Here is a 20,077-nt window from a genome sequence, read left to right on the forward strand (position 1 = left end):
TGATACTAGTCTCGCTGAATGAGTTGAATCAAAAAGTCCAAGTCCTCTCTCGCCTCGTTTGCAGAGAGGGCTTCAAGCCATAAAGACTGACTATAATGTTCCGAGCGCAAAATGAGATGATGCCCTTCAAAGCGGATTAACCACGAATGCAAGTCCGCATCACATTGCTTTTCTATGATCTCAGCGGATATAAAAGTGACGAAGTGGCTGCCAATATCAGTGAATTGCTCAAAATCGTAGTCTGGATAACACAGAACAATAACGCCTTCATCACGACGATACTCTGCTACGCTGAATTTATCCATGGTAAGTCAAATGTTCCTGAATCAGATCTAAAAAAGCATCTGCGTACTTATCCAATTTTCTCTGCCCCACTCCGTTCACCGCTAACATTTCACCATAGGAAGTAGGTAGAATCTCCGCCATATCGATGAGAGTAGCATCATTGAAAACGACGTATGGTGGAATGTCTTCCTCATCTGCAATGGTTTTACGCAGTTTCCGTAATTTAGCGAAGAGTTTTTTGTCGTAATGCTTATTGGACAGTTTTTCGGACTTCGCCGTGCGTGCGGCAGTATCTAGACGAGGTACCGCCAGTTCAATCTCCATCTCACCACGCAACAAAGGCCGAGACTCTTCTGTTAGCTGTAAAGTTGAATTACGCGTAATGTTTTGCTGCAGTAACCCCTTGTGAATGAGCTGACGAAAAATACTCACCCAATAATCATGACTATAGTCCTTACCGATTCCGTAAGTAGACAACTTGTCGTGACCATTTTCTCGTACCCGAATATTTTGCATCCCTCGCAACACTTCTACAACGTAGCCAATACCAAAACTCTGATTCACGCGATACACACAAGACAGCGCTTTTTGTGCCTGCTCTGTCGCATCAAACCGTTTCGGCGGATCAAGACAGATGTCGCAGTTGCCACAAGGCTCTTTTCGGTATTCGCCAAAATAGTTCAGCAATACCTGTCGACGACAAGTTTGTGCTTCGGCAAACGCGCTCATGGCATTGAGCTTATGCGTTTCTACCTGCTTTTGCGGCCCATCATTTTTTTCATCAAGGATGCGCCTTAACCAGCCAATATCTGCGGGATCGTACAGCATCATGGCTTCTGCTGGGAGACCATCACGACCTGCTCGCCCGGTTTCTTGATAATATGATTCGATGTTACGCGGAATATCAAAATGCACAACAAAGCGAACATTGGGTTTATTGATGCCCATCCCAAAGGCAACCGTCGCCACCACAATCTGGATATCGTCTTTCTGGAAAGCTTCCTGAACATAGGCACGCTCATCAGCGTCCAAACCTGCATGGTAACTTGCCGCTCTGACGTGGTTATTGCACAATTTCTCCGTTACCATTTCGACTTTCTTGCGACTACCACAATAGATAATGCCGCACTGCCCTCGCTGAGTGGTCACAAACCGAATCACCTGAGAAACAGGCTTATGCTTTTCCACCAGCGTATAACGGATATTCGGACGGTCAAAACTGCCCATGTAGACATGCGGGGTATCAAGGTTGAGTCGGTGTTTAATGTCGGCTCGGGTCGCTTCGTCAGCAGTGGCAGTCAATGCCATAACGGGAACGTGAGGAAATTGTTGCTTAAGTTGTCCTAGGGAAGCGTATTCGGGACGAAAGTCGTGTCCCCACTGAGAAATACAATGCGCTTCATCAACGGCAATCATCGACAGATTCATCTCGCCTAGACGGTCTAGGAAGTTATCCATCAACACCCGCTCGGGTGACACATATAATAGTTTAAGCTGACCAGAATTAATCCTCTGGTAAACGCTCATTAACTCTTCTCGGGTCATCGATGAGTTAATACACTCTGCGGCTACACCATTCGCTTTGAGCTGGTCAACCTGATCTTTCATCAGAGAAATCAAAGGAGATATCACCAGTGTTAGGCCAGAACGCACCAATGCGGGTATCTGATAACAGAGTGACTTACCACCACCTGTTGGCATGATGACAACGCAATCCTCACCGGATAATACCGCGTCAATCACTTCTTCCTGTCCAACACGGAACGTCTGATAGCCAAAAACAGAACGCAACACAGTTTGTGCGTCAGAGAGTTCGTCTGAGATTTGTTCGGCAATCGAAGTGCTGGTCATAAATTCTTATCGTTTCAGGCAGTGGCTGAGCATTATATCTTAGGCTTGGTATTGTAGACGCTCGATCTGTGGATTGAAACCGAAAATCAATCTCATCACACAAAGATTAATGCGAGCTTTATGTACTGTACTCACGATATACTGCTAAACCGATCGCATAGTTAACCAACAGACTCATTTCCATGAACCAAGATGAACAACTCGAAGCCCGTAAAGGCGTCATTTATGCCTTCTCGGCTTATATTATGTGGGGAATTGCCCCAATATATTTTAAACAGCTGACCTCGGTCAGTCCGTTTGAAATTCTGGCAAATCGGGTTGTTTGGTCATTTTTACTGCTGGCGTTGCTACTGCACTTTGGTCATCACTGGGGGGCGGTACGGCAAATGTTACGCAATAAAAAAACGGCTACCATGTTATTGGCTACCTCATTACTGGTCGGCTCTAACTGGCTAATTTTTATTTGGGCAGTCAATGAAAACCATATGCTAGACGCTAGCCTCGGTTACTTTATCAACCCAATAATTAACGTGATGCTGGGGTTGGTCTTTTTACAGGAACGTTTACGCAAAATGCAGTGGGTCGCCGTCGTTCTCGCTCTTATTGGCGTCGCGGTTCAGTTAGTCGCATTCGGCTCTATCCCATTAGTGGCCATCGCGCTGGCTTCGACATTTGGCTTCTATGGGCTATTGCGCAAAAAGATTGCCGTCGATGCACTCACCGGGCTGTTTATCGAAACGTTAGTCTTATTCCCGCTGGCGTCTATCTATCTACTTGGATTTGCAGACTCATCAACTAGCCATTGGCTCGCTAATACAGTGTGGCTGGATATTTTACTTTTTTCTGCCGGAATTATTACCACGGTACCACTGCTCTGTTTTGCCGGCGCGGCGAAGCGATTACGTCTGTCGACATTGGGCTTTTTCCAGTATATCGGTCCGAGTATTATGTTTATTCTTGCGGTCGTTGTTTACGGCGAATCCTTTGCGATGGATAAGGCCGTTACTTTTACTTTTATCTGGGGCGCACTAATCGTCTTTAGTCTGGACGGCCTCAAACATCGCCGACGCAAACCCACTATCCATATCGAAAAAGAGTGATCATTTTTTACAAGACTTTTGGAGACGGGCTGATTAACCTAACCGTATCAGCCCACGCACTTTTGGTCACTCGCTATGGACAATGTTCAGTACATCACAACTCAGGATGCCTCACTCAACCTGATTCAGGGTGACTACGCTCAATTTGCATTTCAGCGTCACTATCATCTTGATTACCATATCGGTCTCATTACAGACGGCGGCCAGAAGTTTGTATATAAAGGTGCTCAGCATCGTGTGGGCAAAAATGAACTGGTTATCATCCCACCAGACGAAATGCACGATGGACAATCGTTAAGAGAAGGGGGATACAAGGTTAATGTCTTCTGTATCGCTCCGGACTGGTTTACCAATACATTTGAGTTATCAGGTGTTAACAGTGAATCTCTGTCCTTCAATAATCTGGTTATTCAAGACACGGATATTTTTGCTCCATTGCAGCAGTTACATCACCATCTGAAAAACCCCTCGATATCCAGCCTGGCCAAAGATTGTTTGCCTTTCGAGGGATTCGAGCCATTAGTCACTCGGTATACAAAAGCCCGGTTATCACCAATAAACCGTATTGGGAATCAACCGTTTAAAACGCTCAAAGACTACATGATGGAGAACTTAGATCAACCGATTCGCTTGAGTACATTGGCAGAACTCTGTCAGTTGAGCACCATCCAATTGCAACGACACTTTAAAGCACAGATCGGAATGACACCTTACGCCTGGCTGGCTAGGCTGCGTCTGGAACAAAGTATGAAGCTCCTGCAGGGAGGCGAAGCTCCATTGTCAGTAGCAATGAAAGTTGGCTTTTATGATCAAGCCCATTTTTCAAAAGCATTTAAAAAAGCCTATCGGGTTTCCCCTTCTTTTTTTATGTAATTCTTCCATTCATTATTATTTTTCTTTAGGAGACTTTGCTCAGTGAACGAAGTTAGCATTCTTGCGACCCTGGCAACGATACATTTTATTGCTCTTATGAGCCCCGGCCCTGATTTTGCCTTGGTGGTGTATAACTCCACCCGTCAGGGTAAAAGTACGGGTATCGCCATCGCATTTGGTTTATCTCTTGGCATTCTGACTCACTCGATTCTCAGTATTGCCGGGATCAGCCTTTTAGTTCATCAACATCCGCTGTGGTTTGCTGTTATTCAGATTTTAGGTGGTAGCTATCTTCTTTCTCTCGGGTATGGCGCATTAGCCAGTGTCTACTCACGGCAAAAGCAGCAAAATGAGTCGTCCGCTTCACATGAGCAGAAAACGATACGTTTGAATAGTCATTCGGAAGCCATCTCCAAAGGCTTCCTGACCAATATCCTCAACCCTAAAGCTTTGGTTTTTTTTATCAGTCTGATGTCGACTCTGGTCCCCGTCGGGATGTCATTAGAAGGTAAACTGATGGCTCTGTTCATTTTATGGAGCCTAGCGTTTATCTGGTTTGCGCTTTTAGCTTGGCTCCTATCCACCAGAAAAATGCAGAATCTGATTCAGTCTGCGGCCAAATACATCGACGGCATATGTGGGTTAATATTCAGTTTAATCGGTATAACTATTCTGTTCACCAGCATCACAAAACTGATTTAAGTGAGTAGGATAAAGCTTCTCTTTGTCTGATCAATTTGTAAGAGATCTCTCACAACGAAGTAGGGAAATTACTATATATTACTCAGATAAAAAGAAAGATATTTTTATAAGTAACTGAAATAAAACAAATAACACCTAATGTTAAATAAATGATCTTTCTGTAATCGTTTTCTTTTCATTGCACGAACAGACATTTTCGATAATATGTACTCATCGGCAGGACGCTGAAATGGACATTGAAGGGAAGCTAATCATAATCAGGATGATTGTGACTAGGGACGGAAATGGACAACCCTCTGGACAAGGGCAGGAACTTACATCAGGATGATGTCAGGGACACCACTAAGGATTAGTGAAGATAGAGTTAACTAGGACAAGTTAACTGACCAGGATAAGGTCAAGGACACCGCTAGGACGGCGAAGTATGGATAAGCTGACGGACAACAGCTAACTATCATGGAGTAGATGCAGGGAGCACCTCTTAGTAGCCGGATTGCTGCGAGTAAGAATATAACCCCGATGGGCTCAGCCCTCGGGGTTTTTCTTTTTTACATCTTTTCCAGTTTAGCGTATGCGGTAACTAACCACTTGATACCTTCACCGTTAAACGCAACCTGCACGCGACTTTGTGGACCGGTCCCTTCAAAGTTAATGATCGTACCTTCGCCAAACTTAGGATGCTTAACCCGGGCTCCCAAGCTAAAACCTGTTTCATTAAAGCTTTCTTTAACCACAGTCTGACTAAAACGTCCGGAACTGGATGGTCGGCTCACTTTCGCTTTCATCCTTACTTCGTCCAGACACGCTTCAGGTAATTCTTTAATAAAGCGAGATGGTTTATGGTACTTATCCTGACCATACAAGCGGCGCATTTCGGCATAGGTCATGTACAGCTTTTGCATTGCACGAGTCATACCCACATAACATAGACGGCGTTCTTCTTCTAGGCGCCCCGCTTCTTCGACTGACATCTGACTTGGGAACATGCCTTCCTCAACCCCAACCATAAATACCATTGGAAATTCGAGGCCCTTAGCACTATGAAGTGTCATAAGTTGTACGGCATCTTCAAACTCGTCGGCTTGCCCTTCACCAGATTCAAGCGCAGCATGGGTTAAAAAGGCGGTCAACATCGGCATATCTTCAGCCTCTTCCGGCTTTTCAAACTGACGAGTCGCGGTGACCAGCTCTTCTAAGTTTTCTATTCGGGCTTTAGACTTCTCACCCTTTTCCTGTTCATACATAGAGTAGATGCCAGAAGCTTTAATCACATGATCGGTCTGGCCATTTAGAACCATGTCACGGGTATCGTCTTCCAATGCGTCAATCAACTCGATAAAGCGACTCAGTGCGCCTCTGGCACGACCAACCAGTACTTTTTCATCAAGCAACGCTACGCTGGCCTGCCACAACGTACAGCCACGATCTCTGGCAGCAAAACGTACTGTCTCTAACGTTTTGTCACCCAGACCACGAGTCGGTGTATTTACCACCCGTTCAAAGGCCGCATCATCATTGCGATTCGCGATTAACCGCAAATATCCCAATGCGTCTTTGATTTCCTGACGTTCGAAGAAGCGCATACCGCCATAAATACGGTAAGGTAATGACGACTGTAATAGCGCCTCCTCAAGCACACGAGATTGAGCGTTATTCCGATAAAGTAATGCGGTATCGGTAAGTGCCCCGCCTTTTTCCTGCCACTCTTTGATTTTGTTTACGACAAAACGCGCTTCATCTAATTCGTTATAAGCAGAGTAAACGGAAATAGGCTCTCCCTCTTTTCCCTCTGTCCATAAACTTTTCCCCATTCGCTCAGTGTTATTCGCAATAAGGGTGTTTGACGCTTCGAGGATAGTTTTTGTTGAGCGATAGTTCTGCTCTAGGCGTATGGTTTTTACTTCTGGGAACTCGACGGTAAATTTTTCGATATTCTCTACTTTTGCGCCGCGCCAACCATAAATAGACTGGTCGTCATCACCTACGATCATGACTCGGGTCTCCGGACCACACATTAACCTCAACCACGCGTACTGAATGTTATTGGTATCCTGAAACTCATCAACAAGAATATGCTTAAAGCGTGACTGGTAATGCTCACGAATAAACTTATTTTCTCGTAAAAGCTCTTGAGTTCTTAGAAGAATTTCAGCGAAATCGACCAGACCTGCGCGATCACAGGCTTCCTGATAAACCTTATACAACTGGATATAGGTGGTTGTAATCGGATCATGGTAGCTATCGATATGCTGTGGCCGTAGCCCCTCATCTTTTTTCCCATTGATCCACCAGGAAACTTGTCTTGCCGGCCACTGTTTTTCATCCAGATTCTGGGCTTTTATCAGTCGCTTAAGTAAGCGCTGTTGGTCATCAGAATCGAGAATCTGAAAGTCTTCCGGCAGCTTAGCATCAAGATAATGCGCGCGCAGTATACGGTGACAGATACCGTGGAACGTACCATTCCACATTCCAGATGCGCTCCCCATCATCAGCTCTTCAATTCGACCACGCATTTCCGCTGCGGCCTTATTGGTGAAAGTCACCGACATGATGGAAAAAGGCGATGCTTCTTCGACTGACATTAGCCAGGCAATACGGTGCACCAGAACCCGCGTCTTACCACTCCCCGCCCCAGCAAGCACAAGTAAGTTTTGTAGCGGAGCGGCCACAGCTTCGCGTTGTTTTTCATTCAGGCCATCGAGAAGTAAGGAAGGATCCATCATAGCGCATCTTTTACTGGTTATTTATACATATTAGAGGGAATTATAACCATAAATGAGGGTAAGATGCTCGCGTACTGGTGAAAATATTTTCCAGCCAATAAAAAAGCCTGGCATTTTGCCAGGCTATCAAAAACTCAATTAATTTTTATCCTCTAGGCTGCAATGCCTGAGTGGCGCAATAACGCGTCGATTTCAGGCTCACGACCGCGGAATCGTTTGAACAATTCCATTGGCTCTTCACTTCCGCCCATTTCAAGAATATTATGCAAGAAACTTTGCCCTGTATCAGAGTTAAATATACCTTCTTCTTCGAAGCGAGAGAACGCATCTGAAGAAAGAACTTCTGCCCATAAGTAACTGTAGTAACCCGCACTGTAACCACCAGCAAAAATATGACTAAAGCTGTGGGAGAAACGGTTCCACTCAAGACTTGGCAATACTGCGACCTTAGATTTCACTTCCGCCAGCGTTTCCAGCACTTTCGGACCTTCATCAGGATCGTATTGGGTATGAAGCGTAAAGTCGAATAGACCGAACTCTAACTGACGCAGAATAAACATTGCTGACTGGAAGTTTTTCGCCGCCAGCATTTTATCCAGCATTTCTTTCGGTAACGGTTCACCAGTTTCATAATGTCCTGAGATAAACGCTAGCGCCTCTTCTTCCCAGCACCAGTTTTCCAGGAACTGACTTGGCAGCTCAACCGCATCCCAAGGAACACCGTTTATACCGGAAACAGCACCCACTTCGACCTGAGTCAACATATGATGAATACCATGACCCGTTTCGTGGAACAGAGTAACCACTTCGTCATGTGTAAATAGCGCAGGCTTACCACCGACAGGCTTGTTGAAGTTACACGTCAAATACGCGACAGGCGTCTGCAGTTCACCATCAGAAGTAACTCGACGTCCACGGCAGTCATCCATCCATGCACCACCACGTTTATGCTCACGGGCATACAGATCTAGGTAGAAGCTACCACGCAATTTATCGTTGCTGTCGAGGATATCAAAGAAACGTACAGATTCGTGCCAAGTCTCAACACCTTTGCGCTCTTTCACATTCATACCAAAAACACGATGTAATACTTCGAATAAACCACTCACCACTTTTTCTTCAGGGAAGTAAGGGCGAAGCTCTTCATCTGAAATTTGGAAAAGATGCTGTTTCTGTTTCTCGCTATAGTAAGCAATGTCCCACAGATTAAGAACCGATACACCATAAGTGGATGTTACGAAGTCTTGCAGTTCCTGAACCTCTTTTTCACCTTGTGGTTTGGCCTTTTTCGCTAAGTCGTTCAAAAAGCTCAGAACCTGGTCCGGTGTCTCTGCCATTTTAGTTGCCAATGATTTTTCACTGTAACTATTAAAGCCAAGCATCTTAGCTACTTCATGGCGCAGTTTTAGCAGCTCATTGATAATCTCTGTATTATCCCATTTACCTGCGTTCGGTCCACGGTCTGATGCACGGGTGACATAGGCTTCGTACATTTCTTTACGCAGTTCCTGATTGTCACAATAAGTCATTACAGGCAGGTAAGACGGCATCTCAAGCGTCAGTAAATAGCCTTCTAGCCCTTTCGCCTCCGCTGTTGCCTTCGCGGACGCTTTAGCGCTGTCTGGCATACCGGATAACTCAGATTCATCGGTGATGTGCTTAGTCCAGCCCATCGTCGCATCGAGTACGTTATTTGAGAATTTAGAGCCCAGCTCTGATAAGCGCTTGCTAATCTCTCCGTAGCGTTTCTGTTCAGAAGATGGCAAACCAATACCCGACAATTCAAAATCGCGTAATGAGTCAGTGATGGTTTTCTTTTGTGCCTGACTTAACGCCGTAAATTCGTCGCTAGCTTTAATCGCTTTGTAAGCCTCAAACAAACCCTTGTGTTGGCCTACCCAAGTGCCATATTCAGATAAAATTGGCAAACAGCTTTCATACGCTTCGCGCAGCTCTTCACTGTTCATGACAGAATTTAAATGGCTGACTGGAGACCAGATACGCCCCAATCTGTCATCCACTTCTTCAATAGGAGCAACCAGATTGTCCCAGGAAGGTGACTGGTTACCACTTAAAACTTCTTCGATCTTAGAACGGCAATCCTCAATGGCTTTCTCAACCGCTGGTTTTACATGCTCAGGCTTGATACTTTTAAACGGAGGCAAATCCGTAAAGGTAAGAAGTGGATTCGACATAAAAATATTCCTTTTTATTTGAATATGTTGCTTCGATAAATTTTCGAAGGTGTTAAATACTAAATATAGGTTGCTTCGCCAATTTTCAATAGTCGCGTATAATCGGAATCTTCTATTTTATTGATAGGTTGCCGTCACAGGCAGGGTAAGAGGTATAATTTGCTGAGTTATCGACATAGTTTTCATGCGGGCAACCATGCTGATGTAGTGAAACACATTGTGCAGAGTCTGATTCTTTCTTCACTACAGCAGAAAGATAAACCGTTTGTTTATCATGACACACATTCTGGCGTAGGTCGTTACGACCTGACACATGAATGGTCTGAGAAAACCGGGGAATTCAAACAGGGCATCGCACGATTATGGCAGCAACCGAATCTCCCAGCTGACATTGCCAGCTATATTGACGCGATTAAACAGCTAAATGATAGCGATGAATTGCGCTTTTATCCGGGGTCGCCTCGTGTTGCAAGAGCTCACCTTCGTCCACAGGATAGAATGGTATTGACGGAGCTTCACCCGTCAGACTTCCCTCTTCTAGAGCAGGAATTTGCCCGAGATAGGCAAGTTCATATTTTTAAAGAAGATGGGTTCAAGCGTTTAAAAGCAAGTTTACCGCCTCAGGAACGACGTGGTCTGGTGTTAATCGACCCGCCTTACGAGCTGGCTCGTGAGTATAGAGATGTAGTGACTGCGATAGCTCAGAGCCATAAGCGCTGGGCAACGGGTATCTACGCTATCTGGTATCCAGTTGTAAACCGATGCGATATTGATGATATGCTAGACGGATTAAAAAGTTTGGGTATCCGGAAAATCTTACAAATTGAGTTAGGCGTTTCACCAGATACAGATGAACGGGGAATGACAGCATCGGGTATGATTGTTATCAATCCCCCATGGAAGCTAGAATCACAGATGACGGAAATTTTGCCTGTTCTGAAAGAGGCAATAGCACCGGCGACAGGGCATTATAAAGTGGAATGGGTTGTCCCTGAATAAAATGCCCCAAGATAGACGGTAAGAGTCATCGAACAAACAATATTGGAGAAAATAATGGCAACACATTTTGATTATCTATGTATCGGCGGTGGTAGCGGCGGTATCGCTTCAGCAAACCGAGCAGCAATGTACGGAGCTAAAGTGGGTCTTATCGAAGCGAAAGATCTCGGCGGTACATGTGTAAACGTTGGTTGTGTGCCAAAGAAAGTCATGTGGCATGGTGCGCAAATTGCTGAAGCAATGCACTTGTACGCAAAAGACTACGGCTTCGATGTCGATGTTAAAAACTTCAACTGGTCGACGTTAGTTGAGAGTCGTCAGGCATATATAGGTCGAATCCACGAATCGTATGATCGCGTTCTGGGTAACAACAAAGTCGAAGTCATTAAAGGATTCGCTAAATTCGTTGATGCCAAAACAGTTGAAGTAAATGGTGAACTTTATACAGCTGACCATATTCTTATCGCTGTTGGCGGCCAGCCAACCATTCCAAATGTTCCTGGTGCGGAATATGGGATTGATTCAAATGGCTTTTTTGAACTCAACGAGCAACCTAAACGAGTCGCCGTTGTCGGTGCAGGCTACATTGCTGTTGAAATTGCAGGTGTTCTTAATGCTCTAGGCACAGAAACGCATCTTTATGTACGTAAAGAATCACCTCTACGTAGCTTTGATCCGATGATCATTGAAACGCTAACTGAAGTAATGGAAGCGGAAGGTCCAGCTCTACATACTCATTCCGTACCGAAAGAAGTTGTGAAAGAAAGTGATGGAAGTCTGACACTGCACCTTGAAAATGGTGAGAGTCAAAATGTTGACATTTTAATCTGGGCCATCGGCCGTCACCCTGCTACAGAAGCTATCAACCTGCAAGCAGCAGGGGTAGCCATCAATGAACGTGGCTACATTAAAGTTGATGAATACCAAGAGACAAACGTGAAGGGTATTTACTGTGTTGGTGACATTATGGAAGGCGGTATTGAGCTGACTCCAGTTGCCGTAAAAGCAGGTCGTCAACTTTCCGAGCGTCTGTTTAACAACAAACCAGAAGCGAAAATGGATTACGATCTCGTACCAACCGTTGTCTTCAGTCATCCACCGATTGGTACTATTGGTCTAACAGAATCAGAAGCCGTTGAAAAATATGGCGAAGCAAATGTAAAAGTGTATAAATCTGGCTTCACCGCTATGTACACTGCAGTAACGTCACACCGTCAGCCTTGTCGTATGAAATTGGTGTGTGCAGGACCAGACGAGAAAGTTGTTGGTCTTCACGGTATTGGCTTTACGATGGATGAGATGATCCAGGGCTTTGGCGTTGCAATGAAGATGGGCGCAACAAAAGCAGATTTTGATTCCGTTGTGGCGATTCACCCAACAGGCTCAGAAGAGTTTGTTACCATGCGTTAGTTAAGCAGCACCAACGAATTAAAAAAGGTCGGTATTTACCGACCTTTTGTGTATCTGAAACATTATGTTCAGACTTTGAACTGAGCAATCAGTTTGCGCTGCTTACCAGCCTGAGCCTGTAAGCTTTGGCTAGACTCGGCATTTTCTTCAGCACCGCGAGCCGTCTCATCAGCTGAATCACTGATATGTACAACACTGGCACTGATGTCTCTCGCCGTTGTGCTTTGTTCTTCAGTTGCTGTTGCAATCTGCATGTTCATTTCAACGATCTGACCAATTACTTCGCTCATTTCAGTCAGGCCAGTATCTGCCTGTTCTGCAACGGAGATATTGGACTCGTTACGGCTAACGTTAATACTGATCGTCTCAACCACTGCCTGAATCAGTTTCTGCATAATTTCGATCATGTTCTGAATTTCTTCAGTGGATTTCTTGGTGCGACTCGCCAAATTACGGACTTCATCAGCCACAACAGCAAAACCTCTGCCTTGCTCACCAGCACGGGCAGCTTCAATCGCAGCGTTAAGAGCCAGCAGGTTAGTTTGCTCAGCAATATCCTGAATGGTTTCAATGATACTATCGATTTTACGTCCATACTCATCCAACTCAAGAGCGGTTTTAGACGTAGCTTCTATCTGTACTGCCTGTTCACGAATATTCTCAATCGCCTGCTTAATACTTACACCGACGTCAGTCACTTTGTCATTCGCTTGCTCGGCAGCCATCATGGTATCGTGAGCTCTTGATGCAACTTCTGCGACTGAGCTTTCCATCTCAGTCATGGCAGAAGCAGTCGATTCGAGCAAACGACGCTGCTGCGAAACCGCCTGAGTAGTAGTATCACTAATTTGCGCGTTTCTGTCTGCGACATCGGTTAGCTCATCAGCAGAGATGTTGAGTGATTTGAAGACCTCTCGCAAGTTCTCTACCAGACCATTCAAGTAACCACCAAGTTCGCCAAATTCGTCCTTAGTCGATTGTTCAAACTGAACACTAAGATCGCCTTTAGTCATTTTCAGCAATGCTTCACGGAACTGTTTCAGTGTTTTACGAATCCATGACGCCATCCATAGTGGTAGAATGATGGCAATCGCCAGAGCGACAGCACTTACCATGAACATCGTGTTTTTGATCAGGCCAAAGTTTTCATTGGTATGCTCTTGAGCAGCGCTAACAATTGACTGAGATTGATCGACAAAGGAATTCACCGATTTCAGTAATCCGTTGATACTTGCTTCAGTATCTTTCAGTAAAGCTTCTGTTTTAACGTGATTTTCGTATTCATTGACATACAACTTGTACAGACCGTCTGTATCTCTTAATTCATGCAAAAGCGGAACAAGCATCAAGCTAAACAGTTTGCCTTTGTCTTGATCAAATGCCTTAATTTCGTCGTAGCGACGAGCAATCACGACATCCATACCATCCAAACCACTTTTGAGCTTGTTGATATCGCCATTTACCATGTAATTATTAAATGTAGTCAGCACCTGAGTAACCTCACGATCCAAACCTTCCATTGTTAATGAAAAGTCCTGACCCAAATAGCCACGAGTCGAATAGCGTCTCAGATAGTAGGTCAGACGTCTTTGTACATTACTCAGTATACGAATTTCTTGGCTAATTTTTTCAGCAATAATAATATTACTGCGACGAAGCTGAATCAGCGCCTGAGCCTGATTGATGTACGCACTACGCAACCCTTTGATTGTATTCAGCTCTTGAGCCAACAAAGAGTTACTGCTAATCACATCTTGAGGAATCGATGCCAACGTTTGATCGACTTGTTTACCATAACGCTCAAAATCTGTTTTATGCCCATCTACTTCATTTACATTCGATGTAGTAAAAATAGAGACAACATTTTGATATTGTTGCAGGATGTCGATTTTGACATCATTTGCTTTCTTAGAAACAGGAAGCGTTTCATTCATGACCTGATTAAGGTCATTCTGAACTCGCGAAATGGAAACGTAGCTGACAATTACAAGCGTCAATAACGCAAGTAATAAAATCAAAAAGCCTCCGATGATTCTTTGTACTAAAGACATATGTTCTATCCTCAAAACTCGGCAAGTCTAGCTAGCTTTTCTTAGAATAATTTTACTTTAAATAGTCAGAGAGATTATCTGGAGTCACCAACTGGAAAGGTACCCAAACAATCGAGTCAACTGGAACTTCATTGATAAGCTTATAAGCCACATCAACAGCAGTTCGTCCCTGACCTACGGCATCCTGAAGAACAGTGACGTCTAAGTCGCCTTTTTCCATTTCATTCAACGCATCTTTCGTCGCGTCAATACCACCTGTCAGGTAGTTTTTAGGATCTTTACCCGCATCTCTAATAGCCATCAGACCACCAATGATCATTTCATCGTTATTGGCGACCAGCACTTTAAAATCAACACCTTCAGACAGCCATTTCTTCACAATGGTATATCCTTGGTTTCTTGCCCAGTTGCCCGACTCGGTTTTGACCAACTTCATTTTTGGGTACTTAGCCATGACGTTCTTCACGTCTAAAGTACGCATTTTCGCAGCCGGGTGGTTGACCTCTCCCATCATGAGAGCAACATTGCCTTGGTAATTGGCAAGCTTGGCGAGTTCTTCCATCTGCATCGTGCCTGACTCTTCCTCATTAGAGCCAACATAGACGGCTTTAGGAGGCATTTTGCTCAGGTCTTCGACAGGCGGAACATTGAGGAAAATAAGAGGAACGGTTTCCGCGAGTTTAACAATACGCTTGTTTTTTTCGTAGTTACCCGTTGTTAATACGATAATCGCATCAGCACCAGCTTTGATGTAACTCTGGATTTGTTGATATTGAAAATCTTCGTCACCACCTGCTGAGTCGATATAAATATCATCTCCGCGACGATCGACGGCCTCTTCGATATTTTTGGTAATCAGATTTCGATAGTTATCTTCTTCACTCACCGAGACAGCAATAAATTTTGCACATGCCTGATAAGAAATAGCACTTAAGAGTAGAGCAACAGGAAGACCTGTCATTAAACGTCTAAAACAAAAATTGTTGGACATATCTTTTGCTCCAATATTGGATTAATTAATTCAAAACGCTCTTATTATTATGTGAATATAATATAGACGACCGAAATGGCTTATGTTGAATAAATCATCAAAATTGTGAAAAGATAAGCAAATGTAATATTAATTTTCTCAGTAAAGACAAATTCCCGAAATTTTATTTGTTATCTTTCAAATAATTAAATATCAATATCGTCTATTACAACCGCACACAAAGCACGTTTAGTAGCGAGGTTCCTTTTAACTGAGATGTTTTACCACTGGTAAAGAGTCCCACGTTATTTTGTCCCCAGTACGGTAGGTATATCGGCCATTGTTCCTTTTTCATTAGCTCTGAATTCAATAATTTCTTCCATTGTGGAATCGTTGCGAGTTCCATACCGATAGACGAACATGTTTTAGCTGCCATGGGGTAACTCATGCGGTTCCATGGCTTGTCGTACTCCATGTAAAACTGCACTGTCTCGTGGTCGATAAAAGGAATCGCATATTGAATACCATCCAGCGTTGCTTTCTTCCGAACCACAATGTTACCAGTAGACTCAATTGGATCTCTTTGTGGCTTAGGACTATTTAAAGCTGGACGAGATTGAGAGACTGCCATAGCAGGATCTTTAGACTGGGTTGGTTTTACTGGTGTAAATTTCACAGTACTTGAAGACTTAGTAGACGATGAATCGGACTCTGAGGTAAATGCTCGCAAAAATGCCTTCCGATATTTGGGTAACTCTTGCACATGCTCGAGATCCCTCTTTGCCGCCATATAATCGTCATAGGGACCAATTAAACAACGAAATGAACTTTTCTCCGGCTTCATCCAAACATCCGTAGAAATAGCGCCATAGAGATTCTTAGCTTGAGCTAGAGTCATCGGCTTATTAAATACACCGCACTGTATCCAAAAGCTACTATTGTTTGAGGTGGGCAACTGTTTGCCCCATAAGCCTTGGCCGATAGGACAAGCCTCGGCTAATTCGGGTAGAGAACTTGTAGACGCTTGGGTAGCATCACAAATAAATGGCTTTGCCGATGCGCCCACTGGTATTGATAAGGCAATCAGCAGAGAAGCAGTACCAATCCAACATTTAGTAGTGATTTGAAGTAGTGAATTCACTGTTAATATCCTTAAGCATTCAATCACAAAACAACAACTTTTTGACAGAGAATAGATTAAGGATGCAAAAAAAGAGCCGTAATTACTCACGACTCTGATTAAATTAGAAAAAACATGACATTTTGCTGTCAAATTAGCCCTTGTAGATCTTAGGGTTAAAGACATCTCTCAGCCAGTCACCAAGTAAATTAATCACTAAAACCAATGTGACCAATACAATGCCAGGGAAAGCAGTAATCCACCAAGATCCGGAGAAGATATAGTTAAAGCCTATACTAATTAGGGAACCAAGTGATGGCTGATCAACTGGTAAACCGAGGCCCAAGAATGACAAAGCGGCTTCCGACATGATGGCATTTGCTACCTGTACGGTCGAAATAACCAATATAGGGGATAAGCAATTAGGTAAGATATGTCGGAACATTATTTTAGGTGCACGAAACCCCATGACTTTCGCGGCTTCCACATATTCCTTTCTTTTTTCGGCAAGCACTGATGCTCGAATTGTTCTGGCGTACTGTGGCCACTCGGCGACACCTATGATGACTACGAGCATGACAACAGCATATTCGCTATAAAATTCACTGCCAAAACTCGCCTTAAAGATAGCAGACACAATAATAGCCACCATCATGGTTGAGAAAGACAGCTGAACATCCGCAAAACGCATAAGGAAGCTATCAATTTTCCCACCAAAGTAGCCTGCTGAGAGTCCCATGATAATCCCTAAGACCAATTGCAGGCCTACCGCTAAAAAGCCAATCGTTAGAGAGAGCCGCGAGCCATACAAAATCGTTGAAAGAATATCTCGTCCCTGGTCGTCCGTTCCAAGCAGGAAGCGAGCATCTCCATCTGGCATCCAGGACGGTGGAAGCTCTGAATCCATAATATCAATACTGGTCAAATCGTATGGATTAGTTGGTGACAATATTGGCGCCAGAATAGCCGCTAAGAAAAACAACAAGAAGATAGCGAAACTCACCATCGCTACTTTATCTTTCAGAAAGTAGTACAGAAAATCCGATTGCTTAAAGCGCTCCCAACGACCAGGAGCTGAAACAGGTGTACTCATGATTACGCTCCTTTTCCAGTCAAATTAACGGTTGGGTTTATTAAGCCATACAGCAAATCGACAATCGTATTCGTTACCACAAAAATGAGTCCGACAAAAATGACGTAGGCAGTGATAAGCGGTGTATCAACCCGGTTAATGGCTTCTAAAAATAGAAATCCGGTTCCTGGCCACTGAAATACCGTCTCTGTCAAAATGGTATAAGCCACCATAGTACCAATTTGTACACCACCTACGGTCAATACTGGCAACATGGTATTTTTCAAAGCATGTTGGTAATACACTTTCTTTAAAGGTAAACCTTTTGCCTGTGCAAATTTGATGTATTCCGAACTTAAAACTTCCAGCATTTCAGAACGAACTAAACGTATAAATAGTGGCAACATTATCGATGCCAGTGATACACAGGGCAAAACAAGATGCTCAAGGCCATCAAGGGTGAAATATCCAGATTCCCAACCAAATATATTGGCGGTTTCTCCACGTCCATAAGAAGGTAACCAACCTAGCTCAATTGAGAACACGTACATCAACATAATCGCAGTCAAAAAGACGGGAATAGAGATACCTATACTGCTAAACGCCATGACAAACTTGGTAAACCAACTTTTGGGATGGATTGCCGAATAGACGCCAAGCGGTATCGAGATGAAAATAATCAATACAGAGGCACCGAACACCAGTTCAAGTGTCGCGACCAATTTTTCTAAAATAACATCCAGAGCAGGACGTTTAAAAAAGTACGACGTCCCTAAATCACCATGCACTGCAGCAGTGATAAAACGTGTGTATTTGGTGACAAACGGATCATTTAAACCCAACTCATCGCGTAATGCCTGGCGCTCAGAATCAGACACTGACTGCCCGACCAGTTCCCGTAGGGGATCCCCTAGGTTATCCTGAATAGCAAACGCCACTAAACTAATGACAAACATAACGACAATTGCTTGCGCTAGCCGCTTGACCAGAAACGAAAACATTTCCTGCCCCTTAATCCTTTCTTATCACAGATTCCTGTGTTATCAGTCTGAAAAGAGACGCCTATCCGACTGATAGAATAGGCGTCCTTACTACTTAAATAAGTCAACTAATCTCAGAACTTATTCTTTGACGTGCAAATCACCAAGGTATGGGAAGTTCATTACGTTGACGATAGGTTTGATTTGTAATGTTGATTTCGCACCCCATGCCAGGTTCTGCCAATGCAGAGGAACGAATGCCGCATCGTCGTACAATGTTGCTTCGACTTTTTGCAGTAATTTCGCGCGTTTCGCTGGATCTGTTTCGACGTTAGCGTCTTCAACCAGTTTATCGACTACGGGGTTTGAGTAATGCCCACAGTTGTACTGACCACGACCCGTTTCTTCGTTACGAGTCATTGTCAGGAATTCAGAGAAGTTAGCTGAATCTTCTGTATCCGCGTGCCAACCAATCATCAGCATATCTGCAGCACATTTATCAAATTCAGGCCAGTACTGAGCTTTAGGCATAGTTTTCAGATCAACTTTAATCCCGATCTTAGAGAGCATTGCAGCGACAGCCTGAGCTACTTTCGCATCATTAACATAGCGGTTATTAGGTGCGATCATAGTCAGGTTGAAACCTTTCTCGTAACCTGCTTCTTTCATTAGCTCTTTGGCTTTTTTCAGATCATAACGAGGTTTCAGATCAGGATTGTAACCGGCGTATCCTTGAGGACTTTGCTGAGCCGCAGCGGTTGCAAAACCTTTCATGATTTTTTTCACAATACCTTCATTGTTTATCGCATAGACAATAGCTTGTCTAACACGAACATCTTTCAGTGCCGGATTACTCGCCTGATTTAATTGGAATGTTATAATACGTGTACCTGGAAGGGTCACCAAATCAACTTTTGGCGCATCTTCCACACGTTTGAGATCGTTTGGTGCAACAGGTGCAATCATATCAACATCGCCAGACAGTAGCGCTGCCACTCGTGTTGCATCTTCTTTGATCGGAACCAGAGTCAAATTATCAACGTTGCCTTTTGAATCTTTATCCCAGTAATCAGCAAAACGTTCGAACTCAACTTTTACGCCTTGCTCGCGGTATTTGATAACAAATGGTCCAGTACCTGATTCGTGCGTTGATGCAAATGAATTACCGTGCTTAACAATCTCACCCTTGTCTTTTCCATCATCGGTTTTGCCTGAGTAGAATTTGCTGTCCATTGGGAAAATGTACGTTGCGGTTTGCAATACAAGTGGGTATGGCGCTTTAGAGACAAGATCAACGGTATAGTCATCGATCTTAACCATTTTTTCATAAGGTTCGAAGATAGCCTTGAAGTCCGGTGAGTTTTTCAAACGCTTAAACGTCCAAATCACATCATCTGCCGTCATCTCGTTTCCTGAATGGAACTTAACGCCCTGACGCAATGTGAATCGGAACGTTTTATCGTCAATTCGTTCCCATTTTGATGCCAAACGAGGTTCGAACTTCAATTCTTGGGTATAACGAACCAATGGGTCAAACACCATGTGAGAAAGCTGTAGCGTTGCTCCTGATAACTGCTCCTGAGGGTCGAGTGAAACTGGATCAGCATCATAAGCGATGGTGATATCAGCGGCATTAACCGCAAAACTCAGACCTGCAGCCATCAATGCCACTGCTAGCTTGCTTTTCATTATTTTCATTTGCATAACTCCTTTGCGGGACAAAATATCCCTGTGTTTGCGTAGTAT

Annotated in this window: 15 protein-coding genes; 5 read left to right on the top strand and 10 right to left on the bottom strand. The window is 43.9% G+C overall.

Features of this window, described 5'->3' with window-relative positions; all coding sequences use genetic code 11:
* Positions 1-5: 5 nt before the first annotated feature.
* Both EES38_RS17975 and recQ read right to left on the bottom strand, forming a co-directional pair.
* Positions 6-305, bottom strand: a complete 300-nt coding sequence (locus EES38_RS17975; protein WP_124938608.1) for a DUF3630 family protein — start codon at positions 303-305, stop codon at positions 6-8.
* Positions 298-2,136, bottom strand: a complete 1,839-nt coding sequence (recQ, locus tag EES38_RS17980; RefSeq protein ID WP_124938609.1) for an ATP-dependent DNA helicase RecQ — start codon at positions 2,134-2,136, stop codon at positions 298-300. Before recQ ends, EES38_RS17975 begins: the two co-directional genes overlap by 8 nt.
* A 182-nt stretch (positions 2,137-2,318) precedes the next feature.
* On the opposite strand from recQ, the gene rarD reads away from it, so the two are divergent.
* The 3 genes from rarD (at position 2,319) to EES38_RS17995 (ending at position 4,811) form a co-directional block, all read left to right on the top strand.
* The gene (gene rarD, locus EES38_RS17985; RefSeq protein ID WP_124938610.1) at positions 2,319-3,236 is read left to right on the top strand and encodes an EamA family transporter RarD; all 918 of its coding nucleotides are present in this window, start codon (positions 2,319-2,321) and stop codon (positions 3,234-3,236) included.
* Between the two features lie 75 nt (positions 3,237-3,311).
* The gene (locus EES38_RS17990) at positions 3,312-4,109 is read left to right on the top strand and encodes an AraC family transcriptional regulator (RefSeq protein ID WP_124938611.1); all 798 of its coding nucleotides are present in this window, start codon (positions 3,312-3,314) and stop codon (positions 4,107-4,109) included.
* 42 nt (positions 4,110-4,151) lie between these two features.
* Complete coding sequence (locus EES38_RS17995; RefSeq protein ID WP_124938612.1) at positions 4,152-4,811, top strand: LysE family translocator; 660 nt, start codon at positions 4,152-4,154, stop codon at positions 4,809-4,811.
* Between the two features lie 548 nt (positions 4,812-5,359).
* On the opposite strand, the gene uvrD is transcribed toward EES38_RS17995, so the two are convergent.
* Both uvrD and prlC read right to left on the bottom strand, forming a co-directional pair.
* Positions 5,360-7,534, bottom strand: coding sequence for a DNA helicase II (gene uvrD, locus EES38_RS18000; RefSeq protein WP_124938613.1), 2,175 nt, complete (start codon positions 7,532-7,534; stop codon positions 5,360-5,362).
* 152 nt (positions 7,535-7,686) lie between these two features.
* Positions 7,687-9,729, bottom strand: a complete 2,043-nt coding sequence (prlC, locus tag EES38_RS18005; RefSeq protein WP_124938614.1) for an oligopeptidase A — start codon at positions 9,727-9,729, stop codon at positions 7,687-7,689.
* A 159-nt stretch (positions 9,730-9,888) separates the two neighbouring features.
* Here prlC and EES38_RS18010 point away from each other — a divergent pair, with 159 nt between their 5' ends.
* The gene (locus EES38_RS18010) at positions 9,889-10,728 is read left to right on the top strand and encodes a 23S rRNA (adenine(2030)-N(6))-methyltransferase RlmJ (protein WP_124938615.1); all 840 of its coding nucleotides are present in this window, start codon (positions 9,889-9,891) and stop codon (positions 10,726-10,728) included.
* A 54-nt stretch (positions 10,729-10,782) separates the two neighbouring features.
* Positions 10,783-12,138: a glutathione-disulfide reductase gene (gorA, locus tag EES38_RS18015; RefSeq protein ID WP_124938616.1), complete on the top strand. Its 1,356-nt coding sequence runs from the start codon at positions 10,783-10,785 to the stop codon at positions 12,136-12,138.
* A 68-nt stretch (positions 12,139-12,206) separates the two neighbouring features.
* Here the strand turns inward: gorA and EES38_RS18020 are convergent, their stop codons facing one another.
* The 6 genes from EES38_RS18020 to EES38_RS18045 all read right to left on the bottom strand — a co-directional run bounded on the left by EES38_RS18020 (position 12,207) and on the right by EES38_RS18045 (position 20,029).
* A complete protein-coding gene (locus tag EES38_RS18020) occupies positions 12,207-14,189 on the bottom strand; it encodes a methyl-accepting chemotaxis protein (RefSeq protein WP_124938617.1) in 1,983 nt (660 codons plus the stop codon).
* 52 nt (positions 14,190-14,241) lie between these two features.
* A complete protein-coding gene (locus tag EES38_RS18025) occupies positions 14,242-15,180 on the bottom strand; it encodes a substrate-binding domain-containing protein (protein ID WP_124938618.1) in 939 nt (312 codons plus the stop codon).
* A 205-nt stretch (positions 15,181-15,385) separates the two neighbouring features.
* The gene (locus EES38_RS18030) at positions 15,386-16,300 is read right to left on the bottom strand and encodes an SPOR domain-containing protein (RefSeq protein WP_243694225.1); all 915 of its coding nucleotides are present in this window, start codon (positions 16,298-16,300) and stop codon (positions 15,386-15,388) included.
* A gap of 133 nt (positions 16,301-16,433) precedes the next feature.
* Positions 16,434-17,372 carry an ABC transporter permease gene (locus tag EES38_RS18035; protein ID WP_124938620.1) on the bottom strand — a complete coding sequence of 313 codons (939 nt, stop codon included), beginning with the start codon at positions 17,370-17,372 and terminating at the stop codon, positions 16,434-16,436.
* Between the two features lie 2 nt (positions 17,373-17,374).
* Positions 17,375-18,352 (bottom strand): ABC transporter permease, encoded by a 978-nt coding sequence (locus tag EES38_RS18040; RefSeq protein WP_124938621.1) that lies wholly within the window; start codon positions 18,350-18,352, stop codon positions 17,375-17,377.
* A 120-nt stretch (positions 18,353-18,472) separates the two neighbouring features.
* Positions 18,473-20,029, bottom strand: coding sequence for an ABC transporter substrate-binding protein (locus tag EES38_RS18045; protein ID WP_124938622.1), 1,557 nt, complete (start codon positions 20,027-20,029; stop codon positions 18,473-18,475).
* Between the last annotated feature and the right edge of the window lie 48 nt (positions 20,030-20,077).

Origin of the sequence: Vibrio viridaestus (assembly GCF_003856525.1) — a bacterium.
Taxonomy (GTDB): Bacteria; Pseudomonadota; Gammaproteobacteria; order Enterobacterales; family Vibrionaceae; genus Vibrio; species Vibrio viridaestus.

What these genes read in the sequence shown, in the direction of transcription:
- EES38_RS17975 (WP_124938608.1), bottom strand. Translation starts at nt 305, where the DNA reads ATGGATAAATTCAGCGTAGCAGAGTATCGTCGTGATGAAGGCGTTATT.
- recQ (WP_124938609.1), bottom strand. Translation starts at nt 2,136, where the DNA reads ATGACCAGCACTTCGATTGCCGAACAAATCTCAGACGAACTCTCTGAC.
- rarD (WP_124938610.1), top strand. Translation starts at nt 2,319, where the DNA reads ATGAACCAAGATGAACAACTCGAAGCCCGTAAAGGCGTCATTTATGCC.
- EES38_RS17990 (WP_124938611.1), top strand. Translation starts at nt 3,312, where the DNA reads ATGGACAATGTTCAGTACATCACAACTCAGGATGCCTCACTCAACCTG.
- uvrD (WP_124938613.1), bottom strand. Translation starts at nt 7,534, where the DNA reads ATGATGGATCCTTCCTTACTTCTCGATGGCCTGAATGAAAAACAACGC.
- prlC (WP_124938614.1), bottom strand. Translation starts at nt 9,729, where the DNA reads ATGTCGAATCCACTTCTTACCTTTACGGATTTGCCTCCGTTTAAAAGT.
- gorA (WP_124938616.1), top strand. Translation starts at nt 10,783, where the DNA reads ATGGCAACACATTTTGATTATCTATGTATCGGCGGTGGTAGCGGCGGT.
- EES38_RS18020 (WP_124938617.1), bottom strand. Translation starts at nt 14,189, where the DNA reads ATGTCTTTAGTACAAAGAATCATCGGAGGCTTTTTGATTTTATTACTT.
- EES38_RS18025 (WP_124938618.1), bottom strand. Translation starts at nt 15,180, where the DNA reads ATGTCCAACAATTTTTGTTTTAGACGTTTAATGACAGGTCTTCCTGTT.
- EES38_RS18035 (WP_124938620.1), bottom strand. Translation starts at nt 17,372, where the DNA reads ATGAGTACACCTGTTTCAGCTCCTGGTCGTTGGGAGCGCTTTAAGCAA.
- EES38_RS18040 (WP_124938621.1), bottom strand. Translation starts at nt 18,352, where the DNA reads ATGTTTTCGTTTCTGGTCAAGCGGCTAGCGCAAGCAATTGTCGTTATG.
- EES38_RS18045 (WP_124938622.1), bottom strand. Translation starts at nt 20,029, where the DNA reads ATGAAAATAATGAAAAGCAAGCTAGCAGTGGCATTGATGGCTGCAGGT.